The organism is Nonomuraea zeae, from assembly GCF_005889725.1.
Taxonomy (GTDB): Bacteria; Actinomycetota; Actinomycetes; order Streptosporangiales; family Streptosporangiaceae; genus Nonomuraea; species Nonomuraea zeae.
In genome coordinates this window covers 1-16,454 of the sequence record NZ_VCKX01000274.1, presented here as the reverse complement: position 1 = coordinate 16,454, position 16,454 = coordinate 1, and the positions used below count along the sequence as shown (strand labels likewise).

The following is a 16,454-nucleotide window of genomic DNA, read 5'->3' as shown; positions in this document are numbered from 1 at the left end:
CCCCAGCCCCAGCCCCGACTCCAGTGACACCGACGACACCGCGTCCGAGGATCCCGAGAGCACCCCGGCCACCACCACGACCCGGACCCCGTCGGGCGGGGTGCAGACCGGGGGCGGCGGTGAGGCCGGGCCCGACGGCCGGGTGCTGGTCGCGGCGGGCTCCGTGCTCATCCTCGCCTCCCTCACCGGCCTTCTCCTGCGGCGGCGCAGGCGGGTGGCCGTTCCCTGACCTCCGCTCCGCCCTGGGGACATCGGCTCGGCGGCCCGTGGTCAAACGGTTGAATTCTGGCGGCGACAGGGTTACGGTTCACCCCAATTAATCATCGTAATCTGTCATATTTCATCGATTGCGACCCAGTTGGAGGTTGGCGGGAGCATGCCGAGAACACTGTTGAGCGTCCTGGTGGCGGCAGGCTTGTTAGCCGCGATGACGCCTCCGGCCGCCGCGGCCCAGAAGACCGTCGTGTACGTGGCACCGGACGGCAGGGCCGGCGCGACCGGCACCCGTACGGACCCGTTCGCCACGGTCGAGCAGGCCCGCGACGCGCTGGCGGGCAGGACGAGCGCACGCCGCCCCGGCCTGGTCTACCTCCGGGCGGGCGTCTACCAGACGGCCGAAACCATCGAACTCAGCGGCCCGGCGCACTCCTACGTCACCTACGCCGCCTACCCGGGCGAGCAGGTCGAGCTCGCCGGCGTGACCACGCTCGCGCCGGACCGATTCCGCAAGCTGAGCGACGTCCCCGAGGGCGAGGCCAAGTGGTCGTCGCGGGCGCGCGTCCCCGGCTCGGCCGCCGATCACGTCTACGTCTACGACCTGGCCGCCGAGGGCATCCCCACCGGCGAGATCAACAAGAACGGCTTCAACTGGCAGCCCCGGCCGTTCGCCCCCGAGCTGATCACCGATGACACGGCCCAGACGCTCGCGCAGTACCCGAACGGCGCCGCAAAGCTGGACAAGACCGGCCTCAGCGTCAAGGAGGCCCCCAAGGGCGCCCGCGACTACTTCTCGGACAAGACCGCCGACGGCAGCACCATGCCGTACGAGGACATGCTGAACCTGCCGGGCCCCGTCTACACCGCCGTGGACCCCGCCGTCGCGAGCCGCGCCGCCGCGTGGGCGCCGCCGCCCGGCGGCGCGCCGGACAACACGGTGTACGAGACCGACGGCTGGCTGGCCGGCTATTTCGGCAACAACTACGCCAACGACCGCGTCCGCGTCGCCTCCGTCAGCGGGACCGAGCTGCGCACCCGCTACCCCACGATGTACGCCGCCACCGACAAGTGGACCTCCTTCGTCGCCCAGAACGTGCTGAGCGAGCTGGACGCCGAAGGCGAGTACTACATCGACCGCCGGCCGGGCGCGGGCACCCTCTACTACTACCCGCCGGGCGGGACGGTCGAGGGCAAGGAGATCAGCCTGACCTCGTTCGACGCGCCGTTCTTCGCGCTGGAGAACGTGCGGGAGGTGACGCTCAAGGGCCTGCGGCTGAACGGCACCACGGGCACCGGCGTGCGCCTGCTCGACGCCGAGTCGTGCACGATCGACGGCCTGGAGATCCTCAACGTCAGCATGGACGCGATCGCGATCGGCGAGGCCGCCGACGCGATCACGGCTGTCGCCGAATACCGCACGAGCAGGGGCGGGCACCGCAACAAGGTGATCAACAGCAGGCTGCACGACCTGGGCGGCGGCGGGGTGTTCACCGCCGGCGGCGACCGCGACTCGCTGGAGCGCGGCGACCACGTCGTGGAGCACAACGAGATCTACGACTTCTCGAAGCTGGCCACCTACACCCCGGCGGGCTACCTGTACGGGGTCGGCAACACCTTCCGCTACAACCACGTCCACGACGCGCCCCACATGGCCATCCAGATCATGGGCAACGACATGGAGGTCAGCCACAACAGGTTCGAGAGCCTGGTGACGCACGCCTCCGACCAGGGCGTGATCTACGCCGGGCGCGACTACACGTACCTGAACAACGTGATCGCGTACAACCTGTTCAAGGACGTCGGCGCGGCCGGCAACCAGGCGATCTACATGGACGACGGCATGTCGGGCATGGTCGTGCACCACAACGTCTTCGACACCGCCCAGCACGGCCTGTTCTACCAGTCGGGACACAGCAACGTGGCCTCGGACAACGTGTTCAAGGACATCAAGTACATCGGGCACGACAAGCTCTACCACGAGGGCGGCAAGCGGCTGCCGGTCGCCAACTCCAAGGTCGTCGTCGAGCGCTTCAACGACATGCTCAAGGCGGGCGACGGCACCGGCTTCACCAACACCCAGGCGAACATCGACAGGTGGTACCGCCACTACGGCAGGCAGTACCCGAACATCCGCGACTGGTACGTGCCCGCCGACTCCCAGGGCCGGGTCTGCGCGGCGGTCGGCGCCACGGAGTGCACGGACGAGCAGGTGTGGAGCAATCCGGACTCGGTGTACGTGCCGTCCCACAACGTGCTGACCCGCTCGGTCAGCATCGCCACGGGCGGCTTCGCCTACACCGACGACGCCGCCGGGCTGAGCGTCAAGACGTTCAACCCGGACTTCGACTCCTACAACGTCAGGGCGGACAGCTCCGCGGCGGCCGGCTTCGACCCCGCCACGGGCAAGTTCGACCCGCGGACCACGCCGCTGGCCTCCGCCGAGGGCTTCGGCCCGCAGTGGGTGCGGGAGTGGAACAGGAGCTTCACCCTGGACGGGATCGGGCCCCGCTGACCAGGGTCAGGTGAGAACGAGCTGGCGGGTGATGCTGGGATCGGTGATCGCGGCGTCGCCCGCCAGCAGGAACGCCTTGGACAGGATGACCGACAGCATCCCGCCGTCCTCCTCGAACGGCAGGAAGACCGCCTGGGCCGGGCGGCCGGGCCCGGGGACGATGCACAGGTAGGCGTCGTTCGGCTCCATCAGGATGTTCCCCGACCCCAGATGGATCTTGTACGTGCGCCGGTCCCCGCGCACGCGCAGGAACCGGTCCGTCAGCTCCACCCGGCCGGCGATCTTCAGCCGGGGCAGGAGCCGGCTCAGCGCGTCCCGCCGCATCCGGGCACTCTCCTGGAGCTCCCCGAACCCGTAGGAGTGCCAGTAGTCCTCGTGCCCGGGCATCGCCTGATCGGCCAGCCCCAGCGAGGCGACCCCCACGGCGAGATCGGCGTCGCGCAGCACCTCCGACAGCACCAGCGGCGGCACCTCGGCCAGCGGCGCGTCACCGAGCGACAGGGAGCCGGCGCGCTGGAAGCGCAGCGCCTCGGTCTCGCAGAAGGAGGCGCTCCCCCAGCCGTCCGCCTCAGGATCGCCGGTGACGTGCATCCCCCAGCGCACCCGCCACCCGGACAGCTCCTTGACGGCCTCACCCTCGTTGCCGCCGCATTCGTAGTCCCAGTGGCCGATCGACAGGTCTCTCCAGCCGCGCTGGTTCAGCAGCGCCTTGGCCTGCCCGTAACGCAGCACGTGGCCGGCAAAGCGGTTGGACAGCGTGCGGGTCTCCTCCTCCGCCGGGGTGAGCAGGTAGATCTCGCGGAAGGCCTGTTTGTACGGCTGGCGTACCCCCAGCTCCAGCAGGTGGTCGCGCCAGGCCCGCACGTCCTCGACCGGCTCGCGGATCGGGTGCCAGAGCCTGATGGGCGACTTGGGGCCCGGCCTGGCCCGGCCGCCGTGCGGGCCCGCGAGCTCCCAGCCGGTCTCCGTCCTGACCGGCAGCCCGGCGAAGCCCTGCCCCATCTGCCAGATCAGGTCGCGGGCGTAGCGGCCGGTCACGGGGTGGTCGAGGAAGAGCTCGGTGACCTGCGCCCAGTCCCACCGCCGCTCCTCGATCAGCGCCCGCTCCAGCCGGAACCGCTCGGCGGGCAGCGTCTGCTTCAGCTCCTTGAGCGTGGCCTTGAGCTCGGCCAGCGCCGGATCCTTGCGGATGGCCTGGGGCGCGGACTTCACGGCCCGGCCGGCCGGGTTGACGAAGCTCAGCGCGGGGCCATCGGCGTGCAGGCGGACGAGGTGGCCGCCGATCTTCTCCTCGCGCACCCCGTCGGCGTCCAGCCCGAACGCGGGGACCGTGCGGTCGAGCAGCTGCTCCCGGCTCAGCCCCGCGGCGGCGGCCACCGCGTCCAGGGTCTCGGCCACGCCGGCCAGCACGGACTTCCTGCGCACCTTGACCTGGACCCTGGCCAGCGGGCTCACGGTGTCGAGACCGCCGCGGCGGGCCAGGACGTTGACCGCGGCGTTGGCGAGCTTTTCGCTGCGGCAGTTCGCGCCCGTGCCGCCGAATCCGGTGCCGCAGGTCACCGCCAGGTCGCCGAGCAGCCCCGGCACCCACGGCCGGTCGATCAGCTCGCAGGTCCACACCATGCCGCGTACCGGCAGGATGGTGCGCTCGTCGAGGAAGACCGTGAGGGCCCGCTCGCCGTGGGCGGTGATGCGGCGCTCGGCCGGCGTCTCGCGATGCGCCGCCACCCGGGTGAGGATGTCGCGGAGCACCGTGACGGCCTCGTCGGTCAGCAGCCGGCCGGCCTTCTCCAGCCATTTGTCGCCGGGCTTGCCGGATCTCGTGCGCACCCAGTGCTTCAGCAGCGGCAGGACGGCGGGGGCGGCCAGGCGCGGGCCGTAGTCCTCGGCCATCGCGCGTGCGATCGGGTCGAGGTCCCAGATCAGGTTGCGCACGACGCCGGCCGGGCCGTTGGCCGCGGGCTCCGTCAGCAGGTCCGTGAGCCGCTCGCCCAGCGCCTCCCATGCCTCCTTGTCGTGTTTGCGAGACCAGTCGTACGGGTCCATCAGCACGCGGCGGCGGTCGGGGTAGTCGAGTGACCGCGCGATGCTCGTCGGGATCCGGTAGACCTCCTCGAAGTCGGGGTGCCGCCAGGCCCTCAGCGAGTAGGCGACCGACCACAGGAAGACCGCGTCCTGAGCGGCCCACGGGGTGTCGCCGCCCGCGATGTCGCGCACGACGGCCAGCAGCGCCGGGTCGAGGCCGCGGCCGGCCCGGAAGGCCAGGCTGAGCCGGAACTGCGCCCAGTACGCGTACATCCGCCGCTCGGTCCCGTCCGCGCCGGGCCGGCCGCCGTCGTCGAAGCGGGTGAAGAGCGCCCGCGTCGGCGGGTCCGCCCACTCGCCGCTCCAGCCGATCAGGCGCGAGAAGTCTTCGAGGACGCCCACGTCAGCCGCCGACCAGCGGCACGAGCTTGACGAATGACACGACGGGATCGACGGTCAGGTCGATCGTCTCCGACAGGTCGTCGATCTGCCGCTCCCCCACCAGCAGCAGGAACCCGTTGCGCTGGAACGCCCGCTCGGCGATGTCGGCCTGCCGCTCCCAGTCGATGCGCCGGGCGGCGCCCATCCGGTAGCCGTTGAGCTCCACCTCGGCGTCCACCGGCCGGACCAGCCCGGTGAAGCGGGAGGCGGGGTCGGCGTTGTGGCGGGCCACCTCCTCCCGGACGCGCAGGCGGACGAGCTCGCGGGCGGAGATGCGCTGGGGCAGGTCGGGCAGGTCGAACTCGGCTAAGTGCCGGCCGGTTGCGCTCTCGTCCCTGAAGGTGACCGTGGCCATCTCATGGCTCCATCGTCGTCGTAGATCATCTTGACTATCCTTGGATATCAGCCGCCGCCGACAGAACAGCCGGACTGGCGCAACGGCGACCCGGGAGCGGCGCTTGATGTATGACCCGATCCTCTGCGGGCTCGCCGCGAATCCGGAACTCCCCGCCGAACTGGTCGATCTCCTGATCGCCAACGCCGACGACGTACTCGCGGCCGAACTGGCCGAGCGGGAGCGCCTGTCCAGCGCCCAGATCAGCGCGCTTGCGGACCGTGATCAACAGTCGGCCGTACGGCTCGTCCAGCGCGGCCTTCTGGCGGTCGACCGGATCGACCCCATTACGCAGCCGGTGGCCGCGCTCGCAGCGCTGGAACAGGGCGTCGAGCGTCCGGAATGGGCCCGCCTCCTCATGACGGCTCCGGCGCCCGAGCACCGGGAGCAGCTGGCCGCCTGCCCCGACCTCCCGCCGGATGTCGTCGATCATCTCGCCGATGACCCGGACATCAGCGTCGTCATCGAGCTCGCGTTGTGGACGCCGGACCCGTCGGTGACCGCCGGATTAGCCGGGCACGCGCACGCCGATGTTCGGGCCGGTGTCGCGGCGAACGAACACACGCCACCTGCCGTGCTGGCGGCCCTGCTCACCGGGGACGAGGCCGAGGCGGCGACTCGATGCCTTGTCTGCGATGAGGACCCGCGCGCGATGCCCTGGCCCGACGCGTGCACCGGTGCGCACGAAGCGGCCGTCCACACGATGTACGAGCGCGCACTGCGAAACCCGGCCACTCCCGTCGGCCTGCTCGCCCGCTTCGCGGACCATCCGTCCTTCATCCTTCGGGACGCGCTGGCTACCCGTGAGGATCTTCCTCAAGCGGTGTACGAACGGCTTGCCCGGAGTCCCGAGCCAGGGGTGCGTGCCGCGCTCGCAGCCAACCCGGCGATCTCCGCCGACCTCATGCGGGTGCTCGCGTGCGACGCGGATCTCGCCGTGCGGCGGGGTCTCGCGGTCAACCCGCACATTCCCCTTGACCTTCTCACGACGCTTGCGGAAACTCCGAAGATCGGCCCGGCGGTCTTGCCCGCGATCGCCGCTGCCTCGCCGGAGCAGGTCGAGGTACTCGCCCGATCCACGGCGGCCACGGTTCGGATGCTCATCGCGGCCCGAGACGACCTGCCCGCCGGCATCCGTGACCTGCTCGCCGCCGACCCCGACGCGAAGGTCCTCAAGTCGATCGCCACCCACTCGGGCCTTTCCGCAGCTCAGCTCAGCGCGATGGTCGATCGGCACGGTCCACGCGTCGCCGTCCGTCTCGCGCGCAACCCGGAGACTCCGCCCGCCCTGCTGGAGCGCATCTCCAGACTCCGGCCACCCGTCCCGAAAGCGCTGCGAGAGATCGCGAAGCAGCCACAGGCCGGCGTGCCCGCGCTGGTCGCCTGCTTGGCAGACCCGAGGGCAAGGCCGGTCGCCGCCGGCCATCCGGCGCTGCCACCCGAGATGATCGTCGCCCTGCTCGACGACGACCAGCCGGGCGTCGTGGAGAACGCGGCCGCCAACCCGTCGCTGCCCGTCCCGGTGATGATCGATCTCGTCCGCTCAAGGTGACCTGGTCAACCCAGAAGACGGCATGAATCAGGCCATCGGAAACGCGAACAGCGCACCCCTTGTGATCAAGGAGTGCGCTGTTCGATCGTGCGGTGCGCCGCCAGGGACTCGAACCCCGGACCCGCTGATTAAGAGTCAGCTGCTCTAACCAACTGAGCTAGCGGCGCTGGCAGAGAGGAATATACCGGTGATCCGCATCCTGGTCGAATCGGTATCAGGCGGACCCGACGCGCTAGAATAAAGTTCGGCCACGCGCTCCGGCAGACAGGATCATCGATGTTCGACTCGCCCACCGACGTGACGGAGCGGCTCGCCGCCTCGGACTATCTCTCCGACGACGCCATCTCCACCTCGGTGTTCCTGGCCGCCGCGCTGGGCAAGCCCCTGCTGGTGGAAGGCCCGGCCGGAGTCGGCAAGACGCAGCTCGCCAAGGCGGTCGCCCAGGCCACGGGCGCCGAGCTGATCAGGTTGCAGTGCTACGAGGGCCTCGACGAGGCCAGGGCGCTGTACGAGTGGAACTACAAGAAGCAGCTCCTGCGGATCCAGGCCACCAGCGCCGACGACGACATCTTCAGCGAGGAGTTCCTGCTGGAGCGCCCGCTGCTCAAGGCGATCAGGTCCAGCACCCCGACCGTGCTGCTCATCGACGAGACCGACAAGGCCGACGTCGAGGTCGAAGGGCTGCTGCTCGAGCTCCTGTCGGACTTCCAGGTGACGATCCCCGAGCTGGGCACCATCGTCGCGACGCGCAGGCCGTACGTGGTGCTGACCTCCAACGCGACCCGCGAGCTGTCGGAGGCGCTCAAGCGGCGCTGCCTCTACCTGCACATCGAGTACCCGACCCCCGAGCGGGAGCGGGACATCGTGCTGGCCCAGGTGCCGAGCATCCGCGCCGACCTGGCCGAGCAGCTCGCGAGGACGGTGGCGACGCTGCGCGCTCTGGAGCTGAAGAAGGCCCCCTCGGTGGCCGAGACCGTGGACTGGGCCAACACGCTGCTCGCGCTCGGCCGCGAGGAGCTGGACGAGGCGACCATGGCCGGCACGCTGGGCGTGGTGCTCAAGCACGTCTCCGACCAGACGCGGGCGATCAAGGAGCTGGGGCTGCCCGATGCCTGAGCGCAGGTCGCTGGTCGACAGGCACGTCGGGTTCGTGCACGCGCTGCGCGACGCGGGGGTGCCCGTCTCGCTGGCCGAGGGGCTGGACGCCGCGCGGGCGCTGCGGGTGATCGAGCTGGCCGACCGGGAGTCGCTGCGTGCCGCCTACGCGGCGACGCTGGTGAAGAAGCCCGCCTACCGGCCGGGGTTCGACGTGCTGTTCGACCTGTGGTTCCCGGCGTCCACGAGCGGCATGTCCGCCCTACGGCCGGACACCGCGATTGACCTGGAGACGGCCGAGGTCAGCGAGCTGCGCGCCCACCTCGCCATGCTCCTGTCCGGCGGCGGCACCGAGGCGGAGATGCGCGAGTTCGCGCAGGCCATGGTCGAACGGTTCGGCCGCCAGCAGGCCGGCCCCGGCCGCCAGAACTGGTTCTCCTACAGCGTCATGCGCGCCCTGTCCCCCGAGACGCTGATGGCCGGGATCCTGCGCGAGGTCCTCCAGGGCCGCGAGCGCGGCGGCCTGGCCGAGAAGACGGTGCGCCAGCGCGTCAACTCCGGCATCAAGCGCTTCGAGGACGCCGTGGCCACCGACGTGCGCCGCCGCATCGCCGAGGACTCCGGCATCGAGCGCATCGCCCGCTCGGCCGTCCGCCCGCCGCTCGACCAGATCGACTTCCTGCGCATCACGAAGGCCGATCTGGCCAAGCTCCGCAGGGAGGTCTACCCGCTGGCCAGACGCCTGGCCGCGCGCCTGACGATCAAGCACAGGAAGGGCCGGCGGGGGCGGCTCGACTTCCGCAGGACGATGCGGGCCTCGCTGCAGAGCGGCGGCGTGCCGCTGACCACGCACTTCAAGCCGCCCCGCCCGCACAAGCCGGAGCTGGTCATCCTCTGCGACACCAGCGACTCGGTCTCGTCGTTCGCCCACTTCACGCTGCTGCTCACGTACGCGCTCAGGGAGCAGTTCACGAAGGTGCGGGCGTTCGGGTTCGTGGACACGGTGGACGAGATCACCCGGTTCTTCGTCCCCGGTGCCGACGTGGTCGAGGCGATGACCAAGCTGGCGGACGAGGCCGACATGGTGCGCTTCGGGCGTACCAACTACGGGCACTCGCTGGAGCGCTTCGCCGAGCGCTACGGCGACGCCATCGGGCCCAAGACCTCGCTGCTGATCCTGGGCGACGCCCGCTCCAACTACCAGCCGCCCGCGCTGGAGGTGCTCAAGTCGCTCACGAGCCGGGCCCGGCACGCCTACTGGCTCAACCCCGAGCCGAAGCAGCAATGGGACACCGGCGACTCGGTCGCGAGCGACTACGGAGCCGTCGTCCCGATGTCGGAGTGCCGCAACGTCGCCCAGCTCACCGCGTTCATCGAGACCCTGGCCTGAGAGGCGCGGCCTGAGAGACCCGGCGCGGCCTGAGAAGCCCGGCCGGCCTGAGAACCCCCCGGCCGGAGGCAGCCCCCGGCCGGTCAGACACCCGCGCGAGCACGGGCATCGGGGTCAGACCCGCTGCAGCTCCCTTGCCGCGGTGCGGGCCAGGAGCTCGATCTGCTCGTCGTTGAGCACGTCGCCCTCCACCGACCTGATCACCTTCGCGATCAGCTTCGGCTTGGTCAGCGTGAGCCCCTCCGCCATCACGATGCCGCCCTTCGGCAGCAGCCCGCAGTGGACGGCGAGCACCGGCGAGATCGTGACCGGGACGCGGGTCTCGCGAGACAGCAGCTCGGCGAACGCCTCGGCGGTCTCGACCAGCGACTTGGCGGTCTTGGTGCCGTACTTCTCGCCGAAGAACAGCCGCCCCGCGTAGCAGGCGATCTCGGTGTCGGGGCTCCAGGACTCGTTGTCGATGATCCACACACCGCCCGGACCGATCACCAGGTGGTCGATGGAAGCCTGACCGCGGATGGCCCGACCGTCCAGCACGGCGTATCCGTGCCTGCCGAGGGATCTGCGCAGGATCCTGCCGGTGATCGCCTCACCGCGGCGGGCCCCACGCCAGACCGCGGTCGCGTGGAAGGATCGCCAGTCGAGGTACCAGTCGCCGCCGGCCACGATGCCGCCCAGCAGGAGACCGATCAGCGGCGACCAACCCGCCAGGTCGAACCTCAGCGCGAGCGCGACCCCGATCACGAATCCCACACCGGCCTTGACGTAGCGGGCCTTGCGCCGGTTCTCGGCGTCTTCCCGCCAGAACTTCTCGTACCACCACTGCGGGGACGACCCTGTGTACTTCTCGTTGGGTTGCACGTAGATAGAGCCACCGGGCACGGCAAACTCCCCGAATGAGTAGATGATTGCAGGATCTGCCACGCCGAAGATCCCTCGCCGGTCAAGTGATACCCGTCTCTCAACCAAGGCGAGCCTAAGGTGACGGAATTAGTACCCGCAAGACCAGCAAATGAGGTCGACCGACCAGTCGGTATGCTAAGGCGGGTGACCAAGGGGGACATGTGAAGGAAGAACCGGTCAGGCAGCGCCTGCTCGCCGAGGCGACCAGGCTGTTCGCCGAGCGCGGCTTCGAGGGCACCTCGGTGCAGGAGATCGTGGTGGCGGCCGGCGTCACCAAGGGCGCGATGTACCACTACTTCGACTCCAAAGACGATCTGCTGCACGAGATCTACGCCCGGGTGCTCCGCATGCAGATGGACCGGCTGGCCCAGATCGCCGACGGTCCTGGCTCGCTCAAGCAGCGCCTGCACCGGGCCGCGGCCGACGTCGTGGAGACCACGACCGCGAACCTCGACGACTCCAAGATCTTCTTCCGGTCGATCCACCTGCTCGCCCCGGAGACGCAGAAGAGCGTGCGCGCCGAGCGCCGCCGCTACCACGAGCGCTTCCGCGCGCTCGTGGCCGAGGGGCAGCGCGAGGGCACCTTCAGCGACCGGGTCCCCGCCGAGCTGGTGGTCGACTACTTCTTCGGCTCGGTGCACCACCTGGGCACCTGGTTCCACGCGGCGGGGCCGCTGACCGGCGCCCAGGTCGGCAGGCACTTCGCCGACCTGCTGCTCACCTCACTCGGGGCCGGGGACGTCGACGAGTGAGGCCAGCGCCTCCCGGTGGTCGCCCGGCGTGCCCAGCGCGATCTCGGTGGCCTTGGCGCGCTTGAGATAGAGATGCACGGGATGCTCCCATGTCATCCCGATCCCTCCATGCAACTGCAGGGCCTCCTCGGCGGCGTGCACGGCCACCGCGGCGTTCCACGACTGGGCCACGGCCACGGAGATCGCCGATCCGTCCGCGGCGGCGCTCCTGGCCGCCGCCCGCGCCCGTACGACGTCCAGCCACAGGTCGGCCAGCCGGTGCTTGATCGCCTGGAACGAGCCGATCGGCCGGGCGAACTGGTGGCGCTCCCTGACGTAGGCGAGGGTCGTGTCCAGGCACCACTCGGCCACGCCGAGCTGCTCGGAGGCCAGCAGCCCCGCCGAGAACCGCAGCACCTCCGCCACGTCGCACGGCCCCAGCGGCCGTGCCTGCGCGCCGTCGAGCGTGACGGTCGCGACCGGCCTGGTCAGGTCGAGGGACGGCACGACCTCCGCCCGCGCCCCCTCCACCGCGTAGAGCTCGCCGCCCACCGGCACCAGCAGTACGTCGGCCACGTCCGCCCCGGCCACGCCGGCGACCGACCCCGTCAGCCGCCCGCCCTCCAGCCGCACGGACGAGCCGTGCGCGGGCCGGTACGGGGACGCCGAGAACGACACGGCCAGCGCGGCCGTCCTGCGCCCCTCGGCCAGCTCCCCGAGCAGGGCGTCACCCGAGGGCAGCAGCGCGTGCGTGGCCATCACCGAGCTGGTGAGGAACGGCACCGGCGCCACCGCCCGGCCCAGCTCCTCCAGCACCACGGCCGCCTCGCTGGCCGACGCGCCCGCGCCGCCGTGCTCCTCGGGGACCAGCAGCCCGGCCACCCCGATCTCGCCCGCCAGCGTCTTCCACAGGTCCAGGTCGTAGGGCTCGGACTCGATCCGCTTGAGCACCGCCGACGGCGGGCAGCGGTCGGCCAGCAGCCCGCGCACCGCGGCCCTGAGCTCCTCCTCGACCTCCGAGTACAACAGCGTCATGGGTCGCTCACCGATCCCCGTCATCGCGGCAGGTCCTTCCAGGGCACGTCCTTGTCGACGCGTGGTTCTGAGGGCAGGCCGAGCACCCGCTCGGAGATGATGTTGCGCAGGATCTCCGAGGTGCCGCCCTCGATCGAGTTGCCCTTGGCCCGCAGGTAGCGGTAGCCGGGGCCGCGGCCGTAGAAGTCGACGTTCTCGGAACGGCGGAAGGTCCAGTCGTCGTAGCCGAGCTCGCGCCTGAACTCCACGTCGAACCCCGACAGCGCCTGGTTGAGCTTGGCGAACGACAGCTTCATGCCCGAGCCCTCCGGCCCCGGCTGGCCCGCGACGAGCTGCTCGCGCAGCCGCGCGCCGGACAGGCGGGTGACCTCGGCCTCCACCCAGAGCGACAGCAGCCGCTGGTGCAGGTCGTGGCTGCGCAGCTCGGGGTGCTCGCGCCAGGCGTCGAGCACGGCGGCCACCATGCCGCCGCCGCGCCGCACGGGCGCGCCGCCGATGGCGACCCGCTCGTTCATCAGCGTGGTCTGGGCGACCCGCCAGCCGTCGCCGATCTCACCGAGCCGCAGGTCGTCGGGGAGCCGCACGCCGGTCAGGAACACCTCGTTGAACTCGGCCTCGCCGGTGATCTGCCGCAGCGGCCGCACCTCGACGCCGGGGGCGTGCATGTCACAGATGAAGTACGTCATGCCGCGGTGCTTCGGCACGTCCGGGTCCGTACGCGTGACGAGGATGGCCCATCGCGAATGATGCGCGCCCGAGGTCCACACCTTCTGACCGTCGACCACCCATTCGTCCCCGTCCCTGACCGCGCGCGTGCCGAGCGTGGCCAGGTCCGACCCGGCGCCCGGCTCGCTGAAGAGCTGGCACCAGATCTCCTCGCCTGTCCACAGCGGGCGCAGGAACCGCCGCTTCTGCTCCTCCGTCCCGAACGCCAGGATCGTCGGCGCGGCCATCCCGAGGCCGATGCCCTGGACGCCGCCGTTGATCTGCGGCGTGCCGGCCAGCTCGCGCTCCACGACCTGCTGCAGCTCCCGCGACGCCCCCAGACCGCCGAGCCCCTCGGGGAACCACACCCAGGCCAGCCCGGCGTCGAACCGGGCCCGCAGGAACTCCAGCCGGTCCCCGCCCGGATCGTGCTCCCCGAGGAACGCGGCCACCCGCTCCTTGATCTCCGCCTCGTTCACATCCACCTCTTGATCTCGCGATAGGCCAGTGACCGCTTGTGCACCTCGTCCGGACCGTCCGCCAGCCGCAGCGAGCGGGCGCCCGCCCACAGCGCGGCCAGCGGGAAGTCCTGCGAGACGCCGCCCGCGCCGTGCACCTGGATGGCCTTGTCCAGGATCCATTCGACGGTGATCGGCGTGGAGATCTTGATGGCCTGGATCTCGGTGTGGGCGCCCTGGTTGCCCACCGTGTCCATGAGCCAGGCCGTCTTGAGCACGAGCAGGCGCAGCTGCTCGATCTTGATGCGGGACTCGGCGATCCAGTCCTGCACCACGCCCTGCTGGGCGACGGGCTTGCCGAACGTGGTCCGCTCCAGCGCCCGCCGGCACATGAGCTCGACGGCGCGCTCGGCCATGCCGATCAGGCGCATGCAGTGGTGGATGCGGCCGGGCCCGAGCCTGGCCTGGGCGATGGCGAAGCCGCCGCCCTCCTCGCCGATCAGGTTGCCGGCCGGCACGCGTACGTCCTCGAACACGATCTCGGCATGGCCCCCGTGGTCGGCGTCGGTGTAGCCGAAGACGTGCATGCCGCGCTTGATGTGCAGGCCGGGGGTGTCGCGGGGCACCAGGATCATGCTCTGCTGGCGGTGCTTGGGCGCGTCGGGGTTCGTCTTGCCCATGACGATGAAGATCTTGCACTCGGGGTTCATCGCGCCGGAGATGAACCATTTGCGGCCGCTGACGACGTACTCGTCGCCGTCGCGCGTGATCGAGGTGGCGATGTTGGTGGCGTCGGAGGAGGCCACATCGGGCTCGGTCATCGCGAACGCGGAGCGGATCTCGCCGTCGAGCAGCGGTTGCAGCCATTCCTTGCGCTGCCACTCGTTGCCGAACATGGCCAGCACTTCCATGTTGCCCGTGTCGGGCGCCGCGCAGTTGGTGGCCGTGGGGGCGAGCGCCGGGCTCCGGCCCATGATCTCCGCCAGCGGCGCGTACTGCAGGTTTGTCAGCCCGGCCCCGTGCTCGCCCGGGAGGAACAGGTTCCACAGGCCGCGCTTCCTGGCCTCGTCCTTCAGGTCGGCCATCAGCGGCGGCGGGCCCCAACCGCTGGTCGCAACCTGTTCCTCGAAGGCGGGCTCGGCGGGATAAACGCATTCGTCCATGAAGCGCAGGAGTCGTTCGCGCAGGTCCTCGGTGACGGTGTCGAAGGCGAAGTCCATGACCGTGAGCCTACCGACCGGCCGGTATGAGTGTCGACAGGTGGTTCCCCGCAAAAGTGGACAGGTGGCCATCAACGTGATCCCACGCACCACCTAAGGTTGCCGCCATGACCGCGAAGCTGCCTGCGCCCGTGGCGCTCGAGAACGATGTCGTCCGGCTCGAGCCGCTCACCATGGATCACGTTCCCGACCTGTTCGCCGCCGGCGGCGGGGACCCGGACGTCTGGCGCTGGCTGCCCGCCGCCCCGGTGTCCGAGGAGGAGCTGGGGAAGGTGGCCAGAGGGCTGATCGACGACGACCAGCACGTCCCCTTCGCGGTGGTGCTCAAGGCGAGCGGGCGGGCCGTCGGCTGGACGACGTACGCCGACGTCCCCGGCTTCGAGCAGAGCGTCGAGATCGGCTGGACCTGGTACGGCCGGGCCGTCTGGCGCACGGCCGTGAACACGAGCTGCAAGCTGCTCCTCATCGACCACGCCTTCGAGCTCGGCTACAACCGCGTCCTGCTCAAGACCGACGTGCTCAACCTCCGCTCCCAGCACGCCATCCAGCGGATCGGCGGGCTGCACGAGGGCACTCTGAGGCGGCATCGGAAGAGGCCCGACGGCACCTGGCGCGACACCGTCTATTTCGGCATCCTCGAAGAGGAATGGCCACAGCACAGGGCACGCCTGAACAATCGCTAGGAAGGCGGCGTCTCATCCCGCATGACTGATCGGCTGGGAGGCTACTGGCTCGGAGCCCGGCTCGACGGCGGCGGGCAGGTCATCGTCCGCGAGGCCTATGACGAGTCGGGTGCCCGCCATGCCCTGGGCGTGCCCTCCCTGCCCGATGCCGCGGCCCGGGCCAGGCTCGCCGCCTCGGCCGCGGCCGCCGGTCAGGTCCGCTCGCTGTCGGTCGCCAAGCTGACGGAGGCGCGGCTGGACGGCGAGCCTCCTTACCTGGTCAGCGAGTACATCGAGGGGCCGACGCTGCGCCAGGTGGTGGACGGGCACGGGCCGTACGCGGGTGACGACCTCTACCGGCTGGCCGCGGCCACCGCCACGGCGCTGGCGGCCGTGCACGAGGCGGGCGCGGTGCACGGGGCGCTGACCCCGGACAAGGTCGTCCTGGGCGCGACCGGGCCGCGGCTCGTCGGGCTCGGTCTGGGATCGGGGCCGGGCGGCGACGGCGAGGGGCCGTCGGGGGATGTGCACGCCTGGGGGCGGCTGCTCGTCTTCGCCGCGTACGGCTCCGGCGACCGATTAGGCCACGGCGAACGGCTGGACCGCCCCTTACGCGGGCTGGTGGCCGCCGCGCTGCACCACGACCCCGACGCCCGCCCGAGCGCCCGCCAGCTCCTGATGTCCCTCCTCGACGCGCCCCAATCCCAGCAGGGCCGCCTGCTGCCGCCGGGCCCCATCCACGACCCGCCGCTCGGCGACCGCGCCGAGGCCGTCTATCTGGGGCTCAGCCCCGCGGAGCACGATCTGGTGCCCGACGTCTTCCTGCGGCTGGTCGGGCCGGACTCCGACGGCCTGGACGCCGTCGCCCCCACCCCGAGGGACGAGCTGATCGCCGGGCGCAGCACCGAGGAGGTCGCCTCGATCGACGGGGTGCTGAAGGCGTACGCGGAGGCGGGGCTGATCACGGAACGGCCGGACCCGGCCCCCGGGACGCTGGCCATCACCCATGGGGCGCTCCTGCGGGCCTGGCCGCGGCTGCGGGAGTGGCTGGACGGCGAGCGGGACGGGCTGCCGGTGCACCGGGAGCTGGCGCGGGCGGCGCGGCGGTGGGAGGC

Annotated in this window: 13 protein-coding genes, 1 tRNA gene and 1 pseudogene; 8 read left to right on the top strand and 7 right to left on the bottom strand. The window is 70.9% G+C overall.

Annotation, left to right across the window (positions count from 1 at the left end; all coding sequences use genetic code 11):
• Together ETD85_RS63845 and ETD85_RS49385 are read left to right on the top strand one after the other, a co-directional pair.
• Nucleotides 1-229 (top strand): annotated as a pseudogene (locus ETD85_RS63845) (hypothetical protein); the annotation flags it as partial.
• 147 nt (nucleotides 230-376) lie between these two features.
• Nucleotides 377-2,728, top strand: a complete 2,352-nt coding sequence (locus ETD85_RS49385) for a right-handed parallel beta-helix repeat-containing protein (RefSeq protein ID WP_138696794.1) — start codon at nucleotides 377-379, stop codon at nucleotides 2,726-2,728.
• A 6-nt stretch (nucleotides 2,729-2,734) separates the two neighbouring features.
• Here ETD85_RS49385 and ETD85_RS49380 read toward each other — a convergent pair whose 3' ends face one another.
• A complete protein-coding gene (locus ETD85_RS49380; RefSeq protein ID WP_138696793.1) occupies nucleotides 2,735-5,155 on the bottom strand; it encodes a DUF4132 domain-containing protein in 2,421 nt (806 codons plus the stop codon).
• 1 nt (nucleotide 5,156) lies between these two features.
• The gene (locus ETD85_RS49375; RefSeq protein ID WP_138696792.1) at nucleotides 5,157-5,549 is read right to left on the bottom strand and encodes a hypothetical protein; all 393 of its coding nucleotides are present in this window, start codon (nucleotides 5,547-5,549) and stop codon (nucleotides 5,157-5,159) included.
• 106 nt (nucleotides 5,550-5,655) lie between these two features.
• On the opposite strand from ETD85_RS49375, the gene ETD85_RS49370 reads away from it, so the two are divergent.
• Nucleotides 5,656-7,140, top strand: a complete 1,485-nt coding sequence (locus ETD85_RS49370; RefSeq protein ID WP_138696791.1) for a hypothetical protein — start codon at nucleotides 5,656-5,658, stop codon at nucleotides 7,138-7,140.
• A 93-nt stretch (nucleotides 7,141-7,233) separates the two neighbouring features.
• Here ETD85_RS49370 and ETD85_RS49365 read toward each other — a convergent pair.
• Nucleotides 7,234-7,307: transfer RNA gene (locus ETD85_RS49365), tRNA-Lys, on the bottom strand.
• 109 nt (nucleotides 7,308-7,416) lie between these two features.
• Here ETD85_RS49365 and ETD85_RS49360 point away from each other — a divergent pair.
• Both ETD85_RS49360 and ETD85_RS49355 read left to right on the top strand, forming a co-directional pair.
• A complete protein-coding gene (locus ETD85_RS49360) occupies nucleotides 7,417-8,256 on the top strand; it encodes an AAA family ATPase (RefSeq protein WP_138696790.1) in 840 nt (279 codons plus the stop codon).
• Entirely contained in the window at nucleotides 8,249-9,625 is a 1,377-nt protein-coding gene (locus ETD85_RS49355; RefSeq protein WP_138696789.1) for a vWA domain-containing protein, read from the top strand. Before ETD85_RS49360 ends, ETD85_RS49355 begins: the two co-directional genes overlap by 8 nt.
• A gap of 114 nt (nucleotides 9,626-9,739) precedes the next feature.
• Here ETD85_RS49355 and ETD85_RS49350 read toward each other — a convergent pair whose 3' ends face one another.
• The gene (locus tag ETD85_RS49350) at nucleotides 9,740-10,507 is read right to left on the bottom strand and encodes a nuclease-related domain-containing protein (RefSeq protein WP_138696788.1); all 768 of its coding nucleotides are present in this window, start codon (nucleotides 10,505-10,507) and stop codon (nucleotides 9,740-9,742) included.
• Nucleotides 10,508-10,689: 182 nt separating this feature from the next.
• Here ETD85_RS49350 and ETD85_RS49345 point away from each other — a divergent pair, with 182 nt between their 5' ends.
• Nucleotides 10,690-11,280 carry a TetR/AcrR family transcriptional regulator gene (locus ETD85_RS49345; protein ID WP_138696787.1) on the top strand — a complete coding sequence of 197 codons (591 nt, stop codon included), beginning with the start codon at nucleotides 10,690-10,692 and terminating at the stop codon, nucleotides 11,278-11,280.
• On the opposite strand, the gene ETD85_RS49340 is transcribed toward ETD85_RS49345, so the two are convergent.
• From ETD85_RS49340 to ETD85_RS49330, 3 genes are read right to left on the bottom strand one after another with little or no spacing between them, the layout of a single operon-like run.
• Nucleotides 11,251-12,294, bottom strand: coding sequence for an acyl-CoA dehydrogenase family protein (locus tag ETD85_RS49340; protein WP_138696786.1), 1,044 nt, complete (start codon nucleotides 12,292-12,294; stop codon nucleotides 11,251-11,253). The genes ETD85_RS49345 and ETD85_RS49340 overlap by 30 nt on opposite strands.
• 20 nt (nucleotides 12,295-12,314) lie before the next feature.
• Nucleotides 12,315-13,478: an acyl-CoA dehydrogenase family protein gene (locus tag ETD85_RS49335; RefSeq protein ID WP_138696795.1), complete on the bottom strand. Its 1,164-nt coding sequence runs from the start codon at nucleotides 13,476-13,478 to the stop codon at nucleotides 12,315-12,317.
• Nucleotides 13,475-14,677 (bottom strand): acyl-CoA dehydrogenase family protein, encoded by a 1,203-nt coding sequence (locus tag ETD85_RS49330; RefSeq protein WP_138696785.1) that lies wholly within the window; start codon nucleotides 14,675-14,677, stop codon nucleotides 13,475-13,477. The genes ETD85_RS49335 and ETD85_RS49330 overlap by 4 nt, the downstream gene beginning before the upstream one ends.
• A 107-nt stretch (nucleotides 14,678-14,784) precedes the next feature.
• On the opposite strand from ETD85_RS49330, the gene ETD85_RS49325 reads away from it, so the two are divergent.
• Nucleotides 14,785-15,360 carry a GNAT family N-acetyltransferase gene (locus ETD85_RS49325; protein ID WP_138696784.1) on the top strand — a complete coding sequence of 192 codons (576 nt, stop codon included), beginning with the start codon at nucleotides 14,785-14,787 and terminating at the stop codon, nucleotides 15,358-15,360.
• A gap of 21 nt (nucleotides 15,361-15,381) precedes the next feature.
• The coding region (locus tag ETD85_RS49320; protein WP_476739307.1) for an nSTAND1 domain-containing NTPase at nucleotides 15,382-16,454 on the top strand (1,073 nt) is incomplete at its 3' end.

What these genes read in the sequence shown, in the direction of transcription:
- ETD85_RS49385 (WP_138696794.1), top strand. Translation starts at nt 377, where the DNA reads ATGCCGAGAACACTGTTGAGCGTCCTGGTGGCGGCAGGCTTGTTAGCC.
- ETD85_RS49340 (WP_138696786.1), bottom strand. Translation starts at nt 12,294, where the DNA reads ATGACGCTGTTGTACTCGGAGGTCGAGGAGGAGCTCAGGGCCGCGGTG.
- ETD85_RS49370 (WP_138696791.1), top strand. Translation starts at nt 5,656, where the DNA reads ATGTATGACCCGATCCTCTGCGGGCTCGCCGCGAATCCGGAACTCCCC.
- ETD85_RS49325 (WP_138696784.1), top strand. Translation starts at nt 14,785, where the DNA reads ATGACCGCGAAGCTGCCTGCGCCCGTGGCGCTCGAGAACGATGTCGTC.
- ETD85_RS49360 (WP_138696790.1), top strand. Translation starts at nt 7,417, where the DNA reads ATGTTCGACTCGCCCACCGACGTGACGGAGCGGCTCGCCGCCTCGGAC.
- ETD85_RS49375 (WP_138696792.1), bottom strand. Translation starts at nt 5,549, where the DNA reads ATGGCCACGGTCACCTTCAGGGACGAGAGCGCAACCGGCCGGCACTTA.
- ETD85_RS49355 (WP_138696789.1), top strand. Translation starts at nt 8,249, where the DNA reads ATGCCTGAGCGCAGGTCGCTGGTCGACAGGCACGTCGGGTTCGTGCAC.
- ETD85_RS49330 (WP_138696785.1), bottom strand. Translation starts at nt 14,677, where the DNA reads ATGGACTTCGCCTTCGACACCGTCACCGAGGACCTGCGCGAACGACTC.